At 65.6% G+C, this 15,954-nt stretch carries 17 protein-coding genes; 9 read left to right on the top strand and 8 right to left on the bottom strand.

Features of this window, described 5'->3' with window-relative positions:
• Nucleotides 1-59: 59 nt before the first annotated feature.
• The gene (locus AC1DXN_RS24755) at nt 60-962 is read right to left on the bottom strand and encodes a LysR family transcriptional regulator (RefSeq protein WP_477269867.1); all 903 of its coding nucleotides are present in this window, start codon (nt 960-962) and stop codon (nt 60-62) included.
• Nucleotides 963-1,084: 122 nt separating this feature from the next.
• Between AC1DXN_RS24755 and AC1DXN_RS24750 the strand changes: the two genes are divergently transcribed.
• Both AC1DXN_RS24750 and AC1DXN_RS24745 read left to right on the top strand, forming a co-directional pair.
• Nucleotides 1,085-1,825 (top strand): SDR family oxidoreductase, encoded by a 741-nt coding sequence (locus tag AC1DXN_RS24750; RefSeq protein ID WP_477247699.1) that lies wholly within the window; start codon nt 1,085-1,087, stop codon nt 1,823-1,825.
• A gap of 61 nt (nt 1,826-1,886) precedes the next feature.
• Nucleotides 1,887-2,804 carry an SDR family oxidoreductase gene (locus tag AC1DXN_RS24745; protein ID WP_477269865.1) on the top strand — a complete coding sequence of 306 codons (918 nt, stop codon included), beginning with the start codon at nt 1,887-1,889 and terminating at the stop codon, nt 2,802-2,804.
• 40 nt (nt 2,805-2,844) lie between these two features.
• On the opposite strand, the gene map is transcribed toward AC1DXN_RS24745, so the two are convergent.
• Nucleotides 2,845-3,672, bottom strand: coding sequence for a type I methionyl aminopeptidase (gene map, locus AC1DXN_RS24740; protein WP_477269863.1), 828 nt, complete (start codon nt 3,670-3,672; stop codon nt 2,845-2,847).
• 212 nt (nt 3,673-3,884) lie between these two features.
• Between map and AC1DXN_RS24735 the strand changes: the two genes are divergently transcribed.
• The 4 genes from AC1DXN_RS24735 to AC1DXN_RS24720 all read left to right on the top strand — a co-directional run bounded on the left by AC1DXN_RS24735 (nt 3,885) and on the right by AC1DXN_RS24720 (nt 5,455).
• Nucleotides 3,885-4,277, top strand: coding sequence for a hypothetical protein (locus tag AC1DXN_RS24735; protein WP_477269861.1), 393 nt, complete (start codon nt 3,885-3,887; stop codon nt 4,275-4,277).
• Nucleotides 4,278-4,393: 116 nt separating this feature from the next.
• Nucleotides 4,394-4,630: a hypothetical protein gene (locus AC1DXN_RS24730; protein WP_477269859.1), complete on the top strand. Its 237-nt coding sequence runs from the start codon at nt 4,394-4,396 to the stop codon at nt 4,628-4,630.
• Between the two features lie 134 nt (nt 4,631-4,764).
• Nucleotides 4,765-5,061: a DUF982 domain-containing protein gene (locus AC1DXN_RS24725; RefSeq protein WP_477269857.1), complete on the top strand. Its 297-nt coding sequence runs from the start codon at nt 4,765-4,767 to the stop codon at nt 5,059-5,061.
• Nucleotides 5,062-5,230: 169 nt separating this feature from the next.
• Nucleotides 5,231-5,455, top strand: coding sequence for a DUF6074 family protein (locus AC1DXN_RS24720; protein WP_477247450.1), 225 nt, complete (start codon nt 5,231-5,233; stop codon nt 5,453-5,455).
• An 89-nt stretch (nt 5,456-5,544) separates the two neighbouring features.
• Here AC1DXN_RS24720 and AC1DXN_RS24715 read toward each other — a convergent pair whose 3' ends face one another.
• The 5 genes from AC1DXN_RS24715 to AC1DXN_RS24695 all read right to left on the bottom strand — a co-directional run bounded on the left by AC1DXN_RS24715 (nt 5,545) and on the right by AC1DXN_RS24695 (nt 12,447).
• Nucleotides 5,545-7,068 (bottom strand): efflux transporter outer membrane subunit, encoded by a 1,524-nt coding sequence (locus AC1DXN_RS24715; RefSeq protein WP_477269855.1) that lies wholly within the window; start codon nt 7,066-7,068, stop codon nt 5,545-5,547.
• Nucleotides 7,069-7,192: 124 nt separating this feature from the next.
• Nucleotides 7,193-10,312 (bottom strand): efflux RND transporter permease subunit, encoded by a 3,120-nt coding sequence (locus tag AC1DXN_RS24710; RefSeq protein WP_477421697.1) that lies wholly within the window; start codon nt 10,310-10,312, stop codon nt 7,193-7,195.
• On the bottom strand, nt 10,309-11,466 hold the full coding sequence (locus tag AC1DXN_RS24705) for an efflux RND transporter periplasmic adaptor subunit (RefSeq protein ID WP_477269851.1): 1,158 nt from the start codon (nt 11,464-11,466) through the stop codon (nt 10,309-10,311). The genes AC1DXN_RS24710 and AC1DXN_RS24705 overlap by 4 nt, the downstream gene beginning before the upstream one ends.
• Nucleotides 11,447-11,638, bottom strand: coding sequence for a hypothetical protein (locus tag AC1DXN_RS24700; RefSeq protein WP_477247442.1), 192 nt, complete (start codon nt 11,636-11,638; stop codon nt 11,447-11,449). Before AC1DXN_RS24700 ends, AC1DXN_RS24705 begins: the two co-directional genes overlap by 20 nt.
• Nucleotides 11,639-11,766: 128 nt before the next feature.
• Nucleotides 11,767-12,447 carry a hypothetical protein gene (locus tag AC1DXN_RS24695; protein WP_477269849.1) on the bottom strand — a complete coding sequence of 227 codons (681 nt, stop codon included), beginning with the start codon at nt 12,445-12,447 and terminating at the stop codon, nt 11,767-11,769.
• Nucleotides 12,448-12,658: 211 nt separating this feature from the next.
• Between AC1DXN_RS24695 and AC1DXN_RS24690 the strand changes: the two genes are divergently transcribed.
• The 3 genes from AC1DXN_RS24690 to AC1DXN_RS24680 all read left to right on the top strand — a co-directional run bounded on the left by AC1DXN_RS24690 (nt 12,659) and on the right by AC1DXN_RS24680 (nt 15,376).
• Nucleotides 12,659-13,384 (top strand): response regulator, encoded by a 726-nt coding sequence (locus AC1DXN_RS24690; protein WP_477269847.1) that lies wholly within the window; start codon nt 12,659-12,661, stop codon nt 13,382-13,384.
• On the top strand, nt 13,381-14,628 hold the full coding sequence (locus tag AC1DXN_RS24685; RefSeq protein WP_477269845.1) for an ATP-binding protein: 1,248 nt from the start codon (nt 13,381-13,383) through the stop codon (nt 14,626-14,628). Before AC1DXN_RS24690 ends, AC1DXN_RS24685 begins: the two co-directional genes overlap by 4 nt.
• Nucleotides 14,629-14,713: 85 nt before the next feature.
• The gene (locus AC1DXN_RS24680; RefSeq protein ID WP_477269843.1) at nt 14,714-15,376 is read left to right on the top strand and encodes a DUF2161 domain-containing phosphodiesterase; all 663 of its coding nucleotides are present in this window, start codon (nt 14,714-14,716) and stop codon (nt 15,374-15,376) included.
• 99 nt (nt 15,377-15,475) lie between these two features.
• Here AC1DXN_RS24680 and AC1DXN_RS24675 read toward each other — a convergent pair whose 3' ends face one another.
• Nucleotides 15,476-15,946, bottom strand: a complete 471-nt coding sequence (locus AC1DXN_RS24675; protein WP_477269841.1) for a nucleoside deaminase — start codon at nt 15,944-15,946, stop codon at nt 15,476-15,478.
• Nucleotides 15,947-15,954 lie beyond the last annotated feature (8 nt).

The following is a 15,954-nucleotide window of genomic DNA, read 5'->3' as shown; positions in this document are numbered from 1 at the left end:
CCATATCGGGGCCAGGCTGAGGCCTCAGAGGATCAGGCAGCTGCTGGGGTGCCGATACTTCATTCGGCCAGCGCGGTTCGATTGCGGAACTGTTGCGCCATCCAGTCGATGAACACGCGCAAGCGCGGCGACAGTTGACGCGTCGGCGAATAGAGAACGTGGACCGGCAAGGGCGACGGTGGAAAGCCGGCGAGCACCTCGACCAGCGCGCCGCCGGCCAGTTCCGAGACGACCCGGTAGCGTGGGACCTGGATCAGGCCGAGGCCCATGCATGCGGAAGCGACATTGGTCTCCGGGCCGGTGACCGTCACCATGGCAGGCAAGGTGACCTGGCGGGGCTTGCCGTCGACGCCAAAGACGAGCGGAATGATTTCGGCTGCATCAGGCGCCATCAGGCCGACCATTTCGTGCCCTGCGAGGTCGTCGGGCGTTTGCGGCGTGCCGAAGCGGCTGAGATAGTCAGGACTGGCGAAGGTGCCCCTTTCCAGGGTCGCCAAGCGCCGCTTGATCAGTGGGCTGTCGACCAGTTCGCCGGCGCGCAGCAGGCAGTCGAAGCCTTCACGGATCATATCCATCGGCTGGTGCATCTCGCTGATATGCAGCCTGATATCCGGGTACATCTCGCGAAAGTGGGGCAGGCCCGGCAGCAGGAAATAGCGCGCCTGGGTGCCATGCATGTCGACGCGGACCAGGCCCGACGGCTTGGCGCCGACAAAGGCGCCTTCGGCGTCTTCCAGGTCGGCGATCAGGCTGACGCAGCGCTGATAGTAGGCTTCGCCGTCCAGCGTCGGGCCGACCTGACGGGTCGTCCGCTGCAGCAGCCGCACGCCCAGCCGCGCCTCCAGACCCTTTACCGCATCGGTGACCGATGACCGGGGCAGACCAAGATCGTCGGCGGCCTTGGTGAAGCTGCGCCGCTCAACGATGCGGATGAAGACGCGCATGGCGTCGAAGCGATCCATTGTTCGAATTCTCGAATGATCATGTCGGATCATGCCCGATTATCCGCAAAACTGGAAGGTGCATCTTGCTGTCAGCCGATCAACGGCATCCAACAAGGAGACAGACCATGACCAACCAGACCATGACCGCCCAGACCGGCAAGATTGCCATCGTCACCGGCGCCTCGGGCGGCATCGGCGGCGCCGTTGCCGAGCGCCTCGCCAAGGACGGCTTCACCGTCGTGGTGAACTACGCCGGCAACGCCGCCTCGGCGGCGGCGATCGTCGCCAAAATCGAAGCCGCCGGGGGCAGGGCGGTGGCGGCCAAGGCCGATATCGCGGACGCAACCGCGGTGGCCCGTATGTTCGACACGGTCGAAACCGCTTTCGGCGGCGTCGACGTGCTGATCAACAACGCCGGCATCATGAACCTCGCCACGATCGCCGACAGCGACGATGCCTTGTTCGACCGCCAGATCGCCGTCAATCTCAAGGGCACCTTCAACACATTGCGCGAAGCGGCAAAGCGTCTGCGCGACGGCGGCCGGATCGTGAATTTCTCCTCCAGCGTCGTCGGCCTGCTGCAGCCGACCTATGGCGTCTATGCCGCTACCAAGGCTGCGGTGGAGGCGATGACCAGCGTGCTCGCCAGGGAACTGCGCGGCCGCAACATCACGGTCAACGCCATCGCGCCAGGGCCGACGGCAACCAAGCTGTTCCTTGATGGCAAGCCGCAGGAGGTTGTCGATCGCCTGGCCAAGCTTGCCCCGCTCGAGCGTCTCGGCCAGCCCGAGGACATCGCCGATGCGGTTGCCTTCCTCGCCGGCCCGGACGGCGCCTGGATCAACGGCCAGACCCTGCGGGCCAATGGCGGGATCATCTGATCCCGTTGGCAACCCGGAACCGCTTCAGCTCCCCGTGGGCTTCAATCAAGGAAACATCATCATGTCCAAATTCGTCATCCTCGTCACCGGCGCGTCCTCAGGTTTCGGTCTGATGACCGCCAAGTCACTGGCCGAAGCCGGCCATACCGTCTACGCCTCGATGCGGGAGACCACCGGGCGCAATGCCCCCCAGGTCGCAGCCGTCGCCGCCTGGGCCGCCGAGCACAAGGCCGATCTGCGCACCGCAGAGCTGGATGTGCAATCGGACGCCTCGGCCCATGCCGGCATCGCCCATATCATCGCCGATGCTGGCCGGCTGGATGTCATCGTCCATAATGCCGGTCATATGGTGTTCGGCCCCGCCGAGGCTTTTACCCCCGACCAGCTCATCCAGCAGTACGACGTCAATGTTCTGGGGGCACAGCGGGTCAACCGCGCAGCACTTCCGCATCTGCGAGGGCAAGGCAAGGGCCTGCTGGTGTGGGTCGGCTCGTCCTCGACACGCGGCGGTACGCCGCCGTTCCTGGCGCCCTATTTTGCCGCCAAGGCGGCGATGGATGCGCTGGCCGTGTCCTATTCCACCGAACTCGCGCTCTGGGGCATAGAAACCACCATCATGGTTCCCGGTGCCTTCACCAAGGGCACCAATCACTTCGCGCATTCGGGCAAGCCGTCCGATGCGGCGCGGGCCGCCGACTATGAAGCTGGTCCCTATGCAGGTATCGCCGATCGGGCGCTGAAGGGGCTGGCCGGCCTCGAGCCGGCCGACGCCGATCCGTCACAGGTGGCCCGCGAGATTGTTCGCGTCGTAGACACGCCGTTCGGCAAACGGCCGTTCCGCGTCCATGTCGACCCGTCGCAGGACGGCGCCGAGATCGTCAACGGCGTTGCCGACCGCATGCGTCGGGAGATGTACCGCAACATCGGCCTCGAAGACCTGCTTCGCCCGGCTGTGGTTGCCTCAGCCCAAGTGGCGTGAGTTGGAGGGTCGTAAACCGGCCTCGACATTCCTTGACCGCTCAGGCCGGCAGGCCGGGGCGGTCGAGGTTTTTGGGCGACAGCGTGAAAATCTCGCAGCCGGTCTCGGTGACGCCGATCGTGTGCTCGTATTGCGCCGACAGCGAGCGGTCGCGCGTCACGGCCGTCCAGCCATCCGATAGCACTTTGACGTGCGGCCGGCCGAGATTGATCATCGGCTCGACGGTGAAGATCATGCCCGGCCGCATCTCGACGCCCTCATTGGCGCTGCCATAGTGCAGGATATTGGGCGCATCATGGAAAAGCTGGCCGACGCCGTGGCCGCAGAAATCGCGCACCACCGAGCAGCGCTCGCCTTCGGCAAAGGTCTGGATGGCGGCGCCGATGGCGCCGGTGCGGGCGCCCGGCCTGATCGCCGCAATGCCGCGCATCAGGCATTCATGGGTCACCTCCAGCAGGCGTTCGGCGGCGCGCTTGATGGTGCCGACCGGATACATGCGCGAGGAATCGCCATGCCAGCCGTCGAGGATATAGGTGACGTCGATGTTGACGATGTCGCCATCCTTCAACGGCTTGTTGTCGGGAATGCCATGGCAGACGACGTGGTTGATTGAAGTGCAGCTGGACTTGGTGTAGCCGCGATAGTTGAGCGTCGCCGGCAGCGCACCATGATCCATGCCGAACTCGAAGACGAAGCGGTCTATGGCTTCGGTGGTGACGCCCGGCTCGACCATCGGCACCAGTTCGTCGAGGCAGCGTGCGGTGAGGTCGCAGGCCTTGCGCATGCCGGCAAAACCTTCTTCGCCATAAAGGCGGATCTGGCCGGTGTTTCTGAGGGGTGCCGTGGCGGCGTCGAGATAAGTGACCATTTTGTCCGTCTGCAGGGTGAGTGGGCCAGAAATATGAGCCCCACGCGAAAATCTCCCCAGATTTGGCACCGGACGACGCCAGGTTCAAGGCCGAACTGCCGGCCATAGGCGTGCACAGGCGATATTCGGCTGCCCGGTGTGCCTGTCCGGCCCCGCGCGAAGCCATTCGGCAGCTTTCCTTTCTTCTATTCGTAGGGTAGGGCGGTCTTCTGATGGCATCCAGGCGCGCAAATCCATTCACGTCGTCGATCAGGGCAGCCTGCTCGGGCCTGATGGCGCTGCTTTTGCTTTCGCTGTTGTGCCTGGGCCAGTTGGAGGCCACAGCATCGGCGACCGCCGTATCGGGCGGCGCCGGTATCAGCGCCTCGCGGCCGGGCGATGTGGCCGCACTGCTGCGTATCACCGGCAAGACGCAGGCGCTTGAAATCCGCACCGCACGGCCGGTTCCAATCAAATTCGTCGGCGGCACTCCAGGCGCGCTTCCTCCGGCAGCCGCTTTCCTCCTGCTCGATCGGCTTCCGACGGTCCAGCCAGCTTTTGCCTCCGCGTTCGTGTCCCAGCCGCGGGCCAGCGCCAACCAGCCGCGCGCGCCGCCATCCGCGTAGGCCACCGGCGCTAGCCGCACCTCTCAACCCATTCATAGTTTATCCGCGTCGCATCCTGTGCGGCGGCCATCGGCCGTCCGCCGGCTGCATGGCGCGTCATTTCCGGAAGCACCCAGATGCAACGTATAAAAACTCTCAAAACGGTTACCCGTGCGGTCTCGGCCGCCTTGTTTCTCTCGGTGCAGACGCTCATCTGCATCGGGACCGTCTATTGGGCGATTGCCGAAACGCTCGGCATGAGGGGTACGGCAGCGCTGGTCCTTGCCGCCCTCTTTGCCGTGCCGTCGGTGTACATCCTGATCATAGCCGTGCGCATGGCCTATGATGCGGAGACCGATCCGGCGAACCAATAGAGCCCTGCGCCTCAGTGCAGGCTCCTGTTCGGCAATGACCGCAGTGACGACACATTTTTGGCTGAAAAGCCGGCCAAAGCAACTTTCTAGAACGAACGGCGTTGCTGTGGCGACGCCGGTTCGGGAGAGAACGAATGGACAGATTGCAATTCGAGGTGCCGGTGCGCATCGCGCCCGCACCCGGCCTGCCGGTCGAGGAAATCTACAGTGTCGAACAGGCGCTCGACGTCCTGCACGGCTGGCCGGCGCGCCGACAGGGCAAGGTCTACGAGGCTGCGTTCAACGCCTGTTTCGGCGCCACGGTCGACGTGGTCAAGACCGAGGACGCCTGCCGGGCGTTCATGGCGTTCTGCCGTGTCAGCGGCTTGCTGGCCAGGGACATGATGATTCCCGGCAAGCGCGGCGGCGAGGCGAGGGGACTGAGGATTTAGGCCGGAGCCAGGGCAATTGGCCGTCCGATGGCGGCACATTGCGCCTGCCTCATGGCGTGCAGTCCGCTCGCAAATGACTGCGCCGTTAAGGTTCCATTTCCAGTTTTGCAGCTAGGCCTGTGCCTGTAGTGCAGCGTCTGATTCGTTGCGTCAGTGTGATGGTCCAGAGATGTCGTCAGCAAATGTGCGAGCCTTTCCAATAGACCGTCAGGTCGTTCTGGTGCGCGAAATTGCCGCCAAGCTAGGCAATCTGCATGGCGACACCGCCACATCTTTCTGGAAGGCGACAGCGCGCGAACTCCTCGACCGGGCGATTGCGGCTGGCAACGACGCGGCTTCCGCTGCCAATGAGGTTCGCCGGTTTTTCGCGGCTGTGCAGAAAGAAATGGCTTAGGCCATCGCTAGCCGTTGAGGTGAGGCGGTCGCCCCACCTGTCCCTGCACTCGCTCGACAGATGACGACGCAAGCGTTTGGCGCTGGATCTTACTGAGCATTTGACACCAGCCGCGGGCCGGTCTTGACATCGACGATCTCCGGCCTGGCTGTGTCGATTGCGCCGTCCCAGCCGCCGCCGAGCGCCTTGTTGAGCGCGATGTAGTCGGTGGCGATCGACACGCGGCTTTGCAAGAGATTGTCTTCGGCCGAATAGAGCGACCGCTGTGCGTCAAGCACGTCGAGGAGACTGGTCTCGCCGGACTTGTAGAGCGTGGCTTCGAGGCGCGCGGCGTCGCCGTAGGATTTCGCGGAAGAAGCAAGCCTGCCTTTCCTGATGCGCTCCTGCGACAGGGAAACGCTGGCGTTTTCCACGTCTTCCAGCGCCGTCAGCACCGATGCCCTGTAGGCGATGAAATACTGGTCGCGCTGGGCTTTCGCCACCTCGACGGCAGCCTGCAGCTTGCCGGCATTGAACAGCGGCACGCTGAGCGTCGGCCCAAAAGACCAGCCGATGGTGGAATTCTTGCCGAGATCGCCAAGCTTGAAGGCCGAGGTGTCGATATTGCCGGTCAGGCTGACTGAGGGATAGCGCGCCGCCTCGACCTGGCCGATCTTGGCGGTGTACTCGGCATATTGCCGCTCGGCCATGCGCACGTCGGGCCGCGAGAGCAGGATGTCGGCGGGAACACCTGTCGGGATGGGCAGGCGCGCCGCCGGGATCGGCGCGCCGCGCTTCAGCCGCTCGCCCAGGGCCGCTGGTGGGCGGCCGGTCAGCACCGAAAGCCGATGCACCGCCTCAGTATAGCTCGCCTCCAGCGTCGGGACATCGGCCTCGGTGCTGCTTGCCTGACCCATGGCCTTGGCGACATCGGCCGCGGTTGCCGAGCCGGCTTCGGCCATGGTGCGGGTCAGTGCGGCGGTCTGGCCTTGTGAAACGGCCGCGCGGCGGGCGAGTTGAGCCCGCGCCTGATAGCCGCGCGCCTGGATGTAGTTGGACGCGACATCGCCGACCAGGGTCAGCAGCGTCGAGCGCAATTCCTCCTGCGCGGCATCTAGCCCATAGCGGGCGGCCTCGACGCCCCTGCGATTGGCGCCGAACAGGTCCAGTTCCCAGCTGGCGTCGAAACCGGACTGGAACTGGCTGTAGGCATCGCTGGCGGTTCCGCCCGATGTGGCCGCAGCCGTCTTGATGCGCGTCGCCGATCCGGAACTGTCGGCGGACGGGAACAGGCTCGCAGCGCTCTGGCGATAGCTGGCGCGCGCCTCACGGATCCTGGCCCTGGCGGTGGCGACGTCGAGATTGCCGGCAACCGCTTCTTCGACAAGCGCGTTCAATTCGGGGTCGCGCAGCCGCTGCCACCATTTCGACAGTTGCGCCGGCCTGGCGGGTGCGCCGCTCTTTTGGCTGCTCCATGCCGCCGGCATCGGCAGAAGCGGCTTTTGATAGTCCGGGCCGACGACGCAGCCGGCCAGTGCGGTCGCCGTCAGCACGACGACGCTGATTTGCCTCCAGGCCGGCCGTTTTGCCGGCGCCGAGCTTCGGCTCCGGCCCTTGCAGTCCTTACTCGTCATACTCTCATCCTCAACTCGGATTGGCTCCCGACCCGGTATTCGTCGATACGGCACCCCTCGGGGCATTCGTGAGACCGCCGTGGGGCGGCAACGAAGCCATGATTGGGCATGCTGCCTTGATTGATCAGCTTGCAGTCTGGGCGTCCGCTTGCCGGTCGATGTCGGATCGCTCCACCAGCAGTTTGCCGAGATGGCGGGCGAGGAAGCGCTGGATGTCGTCCATGAAGGTGTAGACCACAGGCACGTAGACGAGGCTGAGGACGGTCGAGGACAGCAGTCCACCGACCACGGCAATGGCCATCGGCGCGCGGGTCTCGGCATCGGCGCCGATGCCGAGCGCGATCGGCAGCATGCCGGCGCCCATGGCGATCGAGGTCATGACGATCGGGCGGGCGCGCTTGCGGGCGGCGTCGAGAAGCGCCTCGAAGCGCCTCAGGCCGCGCTCCTTTTCGGCCACCAGCGCATACTCGACGAGCAGGATCGAGTTCTTTGCCGCAATGCCCATCAGCATCAAAAGGCCGATCAGCGGCGTCACGCCCAGCGCCTTGCCGGTGATCAGCAGCAAGCCGAGCGCGCCGCCGACCGACAGCGGCAGTGCGACCAGAATGGTCACCGGCTGCACGAAGCTGCGGAACAGCAGAACCAGCGTCAGGTACATCAGCAGGATACCGGCGGCGATGGCCGTGGCAAAGCCGCTGAACAGCTCCTGCATGCGGGCGGCGTCGCCGCGCGCCAGCTCGTGCACGCCGGCCGGCAGCTTCTGCATTGCCGGCAAGGCGCGAATGGCCGTCGTCGCCTCGCCAAGGGTGAGGCCGGAAAGGTCAGCCTCGACGGTGGCGCTGCGGCTGCGGCCAACCCGCGTAATGCTGTTCGGACCGGCGTTGAAGCCGATGTCGGCAACGGCGCCAAGCGGCACCGTGCCCTTGCTGCCGGTCAGCGGCAGCACGGCGAGCTTCGCCGGATCGTCGATGGCGCCGTCCGGCAGCGTCACGACGATCGACACCTGGCGGTCGCCGAGGTTGAATTTCGCCAGGCTGGTGTCGGTATCGCCGATGGTGGCGATCTTGACCGTCGCGGCGATCTCGGTAGGCGTGATGCCGAGCTCGGCCGCCTTGGCGCTGTCGGGGCGCACGATCAGTTCCGGCTTGGTGGTGGCGGCAGTCGAGGTCGGGTTGATCAGTCCCGGGACCGATTTCATCTGATCGATCAGCGCGTCGCTCGCCTTCTCAAGTGCTGTGCCATCGTCGCCAACCAGGGTGATCGACACTTTGGCACCGGAAAAGCCGTCGGCGCCGAACTGAATGCGAGCGCCCGCAATGTCGTTCAACCTGGGTGACGCCTCGGCCTCGAATTCCTGCTGGCTCACCGTGCGCTCGGTACGCGGCTTCAAATTGACGGTGACGGCGGCGGTGCGCACCTCGGCCGAGCTCGAGCTCTGGTTCGGCCCGCCGCCCGAGGCGGCGGCCGTGCCGATGGTGGCGAAGATGCTGTCGACGGCCGGGTCACCCCTGAGGCGCTTGGTGATGCTTTGCACCACAGCTGTCGTCTGTTCGATCGTCGAGCCCGGCTGCAGTTCGACCGAAATCATCGAGCGGCCGCGGTCGGCCGCCGCCATGAATTCGGTCGGCAGTTTCGTCGCCAGCGCCATCGAGCCGGCGAAGAAGGCGATGCCGGCGAAAAGCGTGATCCAGCGGTGGTTGAGCGCCTTGCGCAGCAGCCAGAGATAGGACGGCACCCAGGCCGGCGTATCGCTCTCGCTGTGGCCTCCGGCGCGTACCAGATAGGCGCCCATCAACGGCGTCAGCATGCGCGCTACCAAAAGCGAAAACAGCACCGACACGCAGACGGCGACGGCGAACGAGAAGAAGAATTTTCCGGGAATGCCGGACATGAAGGCGACCGGCAGGAACACGGCGACGATGGTCGCGGTGGTCGCCACGACGGCCAGCCCGATCTCGTCGGCGGCCTCGATCGCCGCCTCGTAGGCGCTGGCGCCGGTCTCACGCATATGGCGCACGATGTTTTCGATCTCGACGATGGCGTCGTCGACGAGGATGCCGACCACCAGCGACAGAGCGAGCAAGGTGATGTTGTTGAGCGAGATGTCGAATGCCGCCATCACCGCGAAGGTCGGGATCAGCGACAGCGGCATGGCGACCGCCGATACCAGCGTCGCCCTGATGTCGCGCAGGAACAGCCAGACGACGCCGACCGCAAGCAGGGCACCCATCCACAGCGCCTCGAGAGCCGCGTCGTAGCTCTCCTGCACGAAGCCGGACGAGGAGGTGACTTCGGTGAATTTCGCCGTCGTGGTCTTGGCCCCCACGTCGGCGATGACGGCGCGCGCGGCCTTGACGACGTCGATCTCGCTCGAGCCGACCGACCTGTAGACGTTGAAGGCGACGACTTCCTTCCCGTCGAGATAGGCCGCCTGGCGCGGCTTTTCCCAGCTGTCGACCACCGTGCCGAGATCGGAGAGCTTGACGTCACCGGCGCCGGACAGCGCGATGCGGGTGTCGGCCAGAGCCTCGACGCTCGCGGCACTGGCCAGCGTGCGCACGGACTGCTCCTGCCCGCCGATGGCGGTGCGGCCGCCCGGCTGGTTGACGTTGTTGGAGGCGAGCGTCTGACTGATGTCGCCGGCGCTGATGCCGAGCGCTGCCAAGCGGTCGGGATCGAGTTCGACGCGGATCACCCTGTCGACGCCGCCGGAACGGGTGATCTTGGAGACGCCGTCGACGCCAAGCAGGGCCTTGGCGACGTCGTTGTCGATGTACCAGCTCAGCGCGTCGGGCGACATGGTCGGCGCCTCGACCACATAGGTCAGCACCGAATTGCCTGTGGCGTTGACCTTAGCCACCACCGGTGTCTGGGCAGCCGCCGGCAGGCTGGACTGCACCTCGGATACGGCGTTGCGGACGTCGTTGGTGGCGGTCTCGGGATCGGTGCCGAGGGTGAACTCGACGGTGGTGACGGAAGACCCCTCGCTGATCGACGTCGAGACGTCGTCGACGCCTTCAAGCGTCGCCACGGCGTTCTCGACCACCCGCGCGACCTGCACCTCCATCTCGCTTGGCGCGGCACCGGGCTGCGCAACCGTCACGGTGACCGTCGGCAGGTCGATGTCGGGCATGTTGTTGGTGCGCAGTTGCATGAAGCCGTAGAGGCCGGCGATCGTCAGCGACAGGAACAGGACGATGGTCGGAACCGGGTTGCGGATCGACCAGGAGGAAATGGCGTTCATTGGGCTGCCTCCGTCGCAGGCGCGGCAGCACCGGCATCCGCCTCGCTGGTGGCGACACGCACCAAATTGCCGTCGCTGAGGAAGCCGGCGCCGGCGATGACGACATGATCGCCTTCCGACAGGCCGCTTTCGACGGCGACCCGGCCGCCCTGGCGTGCGCCGGTTGAGACGGCCCGCGCATTGGCTTTGCCTGCAGCGTCGACGACAAAGACCGCCGGCTTGCCGTCATGCCAGACGAGGGCTGCTTCGGCGACGCTCAGCTGTTGCGATGCGGCGGTGGCTATCGAGACGCGGGCGAACATGCCTGACTTCAGGCCGGAGCCTTCGCCCAGCGAGACGTAGACTGTGGCAAGCCGCGTGGTCGAATTGACCGTTTCGGCGATCGAGGAAACGCTGCCGGAGAAGGTGCGGCCGGAAGCGTCGACGACGCTCGCCTTCTGGCCGATCGAGATCGATGCCAGGTCTTTTTCCGGAACCAGAACGCCGACTTCCAGCCTGCCGTCGCGGATGATCTTCATCAGCTCGGTGCCGGCCTGGACGATCGAGCCGGCGACGGCCGGCTTACTGGAGACGGTGCCGTCGAAGGGCGCGCGGATCGTGGTCCGGTCGAGTTCGGCCTGCAGTCGGTCTGCCGCGGCATTCGCTTGCTCGACCTCAGCCTGCCCGGTCTTGACCGCCGTTGCCTTCTCCTCGGCGGTCTCGGCGCTGACTGCGTTGCTGGCGAGCAGCTTGTCGGCACGGGCAGCAGACGAAATTGCCGAGTCCAGTGTCGCCTGGGCCTGCGTCACCGCGGCCTTCTGCTCGGCGAGCTGGGCCTTCAGCAGCGATGCGTCGAGCCGAGCGACGACATCACCCGCCCGCACATGGTCGCCTTCGGCAACCAGAATGTCGGTCAGGCGCAGCCCGCTTTCTTCCGCGCCGATGGTTGCTTCCCGCCAGGCGGCGACCGTGCCGGTGGCGCTGACGGAAGATGTGACGGCTTCGGAATGGACTGTCTCGACGGAAACGGTCAGCGTGGCGGCCTGAACGGGCGCAGCCGTCGGCGCGGTTGGTTCGGCCGTGCCGCGGCCATAGGCCTTGAGCATGGCGACGACGCCGGCCGCGACCAGCACTGCTACCAGGAGGAGATGGCTCTTACGCAATTTTTTGGTCATGATTTCTGGTGCTCAAGCGTGCGGAAATCGGAAGCGATAAACGGTAGGCGGAAAAGCTCAGCCGGATCGCGCCCTGCAGAGTATCCGCCGGCAGGGCCAGCGGCGTGGCGCGGGTGGCATGGCCGGCAGGAAAGGACGGCGGCCCCATCGACGCGATCAGCCGCAGCATCATCAAGGCTTCCCACATTGTCGTGGTTCCGTTGTTCGATGGCGGCGAGGCGAACCGGCCTGCCGTTCCAGGAGAAAAGAGTCCGGCCGGCCCGAGAACGGGTGGGTCAGCGGGCCGGCCGGCGCAGTCGGTCAGAGTTGCTCACCATTCGGGGGAGGCGGGAGCTGTCTGTCATAGCCAGGCAGACCTCCGCGGCCGGCTGCGTCGTCCGGCGGGTTGCCCCATGGACCGGGGGGTGGTCCGTGCGGCCGTTCCGCCGAAGCGAGGATTTCGAGTTGCTCCGGCGTCAGCTTGGCGCGCAGTGCGGCAATCGCCTCCTTCAGTCTGCCGGCAGTGACCGCTCGCTGCGTAACGTCGTCAGCCAGTTGCTCCTGAAAGGCGAAGAAATCGTGCTCACCATTGCCGGGGTTTTCGGCACTGGGGCTGCGCCCTCCGGTGCCACCCGGACCATGATCGGACTTCGGCGGCGCCAGCATCGCCTGCAGCGCGCTGGTGTAGTCGCGCCAGGCGTCGAGCTGCTCGGCCCGCACGCCAACCCTGGTCTCAAGCGCCGAAAGCCGGGCCGCGAGCATGAATTCCGGTGGCGGCCCTATGCGTTGCGCGCCAAAATGCTGTGGGCCAAAGCCTTCCGGCCCGTGACGCATCGGCCGGTGCCGGCCAGGCCAGGGCATCGGATCCTGGTTGGCGCCGTCCTGCTGCGCCATCGCAGGTGGTTCGTCGCCGTGTGCCATGCCAGGGTCGGACTGCGCGGCAAGCGCTGGATGAATGACTGCTGCGGAGAAGAGGCCGAGGGCAAAAAGTCTGCTTCGCATGACGTAAATCCTTTCCTGCATGCTTCGGATGGCTGGAGGATAGGAGGCGTCTTTTGCCGCTTTGCTTCGGTGCGTTGCCGAAGGTTTCCACAAAGAGGAGATTTGTTTCCGAATGTTTCTGTTGGCCCGCCGGAAACGTTCGGTTGCAATTTTCCATGCCGCTTGTCGTCGGCTCTCCCTATAATTGGAGGCGAACAGGTAGACGGAAGAAATGCAGGCACAATCCCATATCCTTGTCGTCGACGACGACCGCGAGATCAGGACGCTTCTCGGGCGCTACCTCGACGGTCAGGGCTTTCGCGTCTCGATGGCAGCGGACCGGCGCGAATGCGAGCAGAAGCTTGGCTCGGGCCAGTTCGACCTGATCGTGCTCGATGTGATGCTGCCCGACGGTTCGGGGCTCGATATCTGCCGCGCCTTGCGTGACCGCAAGCCGCATATTCCGGTGATCCTGCTGACGGCGCTGAAGGAGGATGTCGACCGTATCATCGGGCTGGAGCTTGGCGCCGACGACTATCTCGGCAAGCCTTTCAATCCGCGCGAGCTCACCGCCCGTATCCGTGCGGTGCTGCGACGCTCGACGCCGGAAGAGGCGGCCCCGCCGCGCGTGCGCGTCTACCACTTCGCCGGCTACCGGCTGGAGCCCGACACCCGCAAGGTGACGGATGCCGAGGGTGAGCTCGTCGATCTCACCGGCGCCGAATTCGATTTGCTGCAGGTCTTCCTTGACCGTCCCGGCCGGCTTCTGTCGCGCGACCAGCTGCTCGATCTGACGCAAGGCCGTGAGCGTGATCCGCTTGACCGTTCCGTCGATGTGCTGATGAGCCGGCTGCGCCGCAAGTTCGGCGATCTGGGCGAAGGGCCTCTGTTCAAGACGGTGCGCAATGGCGGCTACCAGCTCACCGCGCGTGTCGAGACGGCGGAGGCCGAGGCATGAATTCGCTGCGTCGGCGCCTGATCATCCTGCTGCTCGTCTCGATCGTCGGCGTCGTCGGCCTCGCGACCATCGCCGCGATCAAATTGCTCGGCGGACCATCCCCCGAACTGACCATGGGGCCGGTCGCCCGCCAGATCCAGCTCATGGTGCAACTCGTCCCGGGCCATGTGGCAGGCGCGGCCGACGCCCCGATCAATCTCAGCGATCATCCCGCAGACGGTGTCGAGGACCGGCGGCACAGCCATGTGCTCAACCATATCATGCACGAGATGGGCCTTGATCTTTCAGCCGTCGTCAGCCGCGCTGCCGACAAGCCCGGCATGGTTGCGTCCGTCGCTCTGCCCGACAATCGCTGGATGATCGTCGACGTCCCCGATTTCGGCCCGCCGAGAGACGTCTGGTTCGTGCTCGCGGGCTGGATCACGCTGATCGTGCTCGGCGCCACCGCCGTTTCGGTCTATTTCACCGCGGTGCTCATCAGGCCGCTCGAAATGATCGAAGCCGCGGTCAGCAAGATCGGGTCGGACGGCGTCCTGGCAGCGCTGCCGGAAGATGGGTCGGCGGAAGTGAAGGCGACGGCGCGTGCCCTGAACCAGCTTTCTGCCAGGCTGAAGACGGCCATGGAAAGCCGTATGCGGCTGGTCGCCGCCGCCGGGCACGATCTCCGGACGCCGATGACTCGCATGCGGCTGCGCGCCGAATTCCTCGACGAGGATCGCGAAAAATGGCTTCACGACCTCGACGAGCTCGACCGCATCGCCGACAGCGCCATCCGGCTGGTGCGCGAGGAGGTCGACCAGGATGCAGTCGAACCGGTTGCCCTGGAAGGGCTGATGCGCGATCTCGAAATCGAAATGACGTCACTCGGGCATGCGATATCGATCGGCCATCTGGACGAGGTCTCGGTGCGGGCTGGCGCGCTTGGCCTGCGCCGCGCCTTGCGCAACCTGATCGTCAACGCCGCCACGCACGGCAAGGGTTGCAGTCTGTCGCTGTCGGCCACCAACGGTCAGGCCGTCCTTACCATTGACGACCGTGGTCCCGGCATTCCGCCGGAACTGCTGAACAAGGCGTTCGAGCCGTTCTTTCGCGTCGATCCGGGTCGGCGGCAGTCGGTTCCCGGCGCCGGCCTGGGGCTGGCTATCGCCAGAGAAATCATCGAGCGCTATGGCGGAACCATCACATTGCAAAACCGCCCCGGCGGCGGGCTTTCGCAGAAGGTGGTTTTCGACGCCGCGTCGTGACTGATCGCCAAGCACCGGTGTCGCCAGCCGGCGGGCCTTTCGGCAATGCTGTGCCAGCCCGGTCCGAATCGGTTATGCCTGCCGCATGCAGGAGACATCTCTTTACATCCCGGTGAAGCGGTTTCTCGAAAGCCTCGAATTCACTGTCAAAGGCGAAGTCGGCGGCTGCGATATCGTCGGATTGCGCGACGGCGAACCGCCAGTGCTGGTCATCTGCGAACTCAAACTGCAGTTCAACCTCGAACTGGTTCTGCAAGGCGTCGATCGCGCGGCAGCCTGCGATGAGGTCTGGCTGGCGGCGCGCATGTCCGGCAAGGGCCGTGAGCACGATCGCCGCTTTCGCGCTTTGTGCCGGCGGCTCGGCTTCGGGCTGCTGGCCGTCAGCAACAGCGGCCATGTCGAATTGTTGCTCAGCCCGGCCGCTCTGCCGCCACGGCGCGACCCCAAGCGACGCTCCCGGCTGATGAACGAGCACCAGCGCCGGCGTGGCGATCCGGTGGTCGGTGGCGGCTCGCGCGCGCCGATCATGACCGCCTACCGACAGGATGCGCTGGCCTGCGCCGCCGCGATGGCGGACGGCCCGAAGCGCCCGCGCGACCTCAAGACGATTTCGCCTCGCGCCGCCAGCATACTGCTCGACAATGTCTATGGATGGTTCGCCAGGGCCGAGCGCGGGGTCTATGCGCTCACCGAAGGCGGCCACGCCGCCTTGCTGCGCTGGCCGCAGGCGGTGCACGACCAGGGCTGATTGGCTGCTGGCAGCGGCGGGCAGGGCCGTTCTGACGCATGTACCCCGGCGAGAAATGGACCATGCGCAACAAGCGGGCCGCGCTCTCAGACCACCGCGTCAGCGCTTCCAGAAATCGCGGTGCGGGGCGAGGAGCTCGTCCTCGATCTCGGGGACGGGGCCAACGACCTCGATCTTTTTCTGGCCGGAGCCGAGCACGGTGCGCGAGGAGAGGCTCATCGTGGGATTCTCCGCGTGATCCCCGGTGAGTTCCAGGAGCTTCGCCTCCTCGAAACCATAGACCAGCCGGCCGATATTCGCCCAGTAGAGCGTCCCGGTGCACATGGCACAGGGCTCGCCGGTCGAGACCAACGTGCAGGTCCACAGGAAATCCGCCGGGTAGGCTGCCGCGGCGCGGCGGGCGAGCTCGATCTCGGCATGGCGCACCGTGTCGAGATTGCCTTGGCGCATGAGGATACGGTCGTCGGGTCCGACCAGAACGGCGCCGAAGGGATGATGCCCATGCGTCGCCGCCTCGCGCGCGACGGCGTCGGCGGATCGGAGATGGGCGAGCATCTGATCGCGGGTCATGGGAAAAT

The sequence above is a fragment of the Mesorhizobium sp. P2_H9 genome (assembly GCF_056403215.1).
The sequence above is the reverse complement of the archived record's forward strand: the minus strand, read 5'-3'. Positions and strand labels throughout refer to the sequence as shown.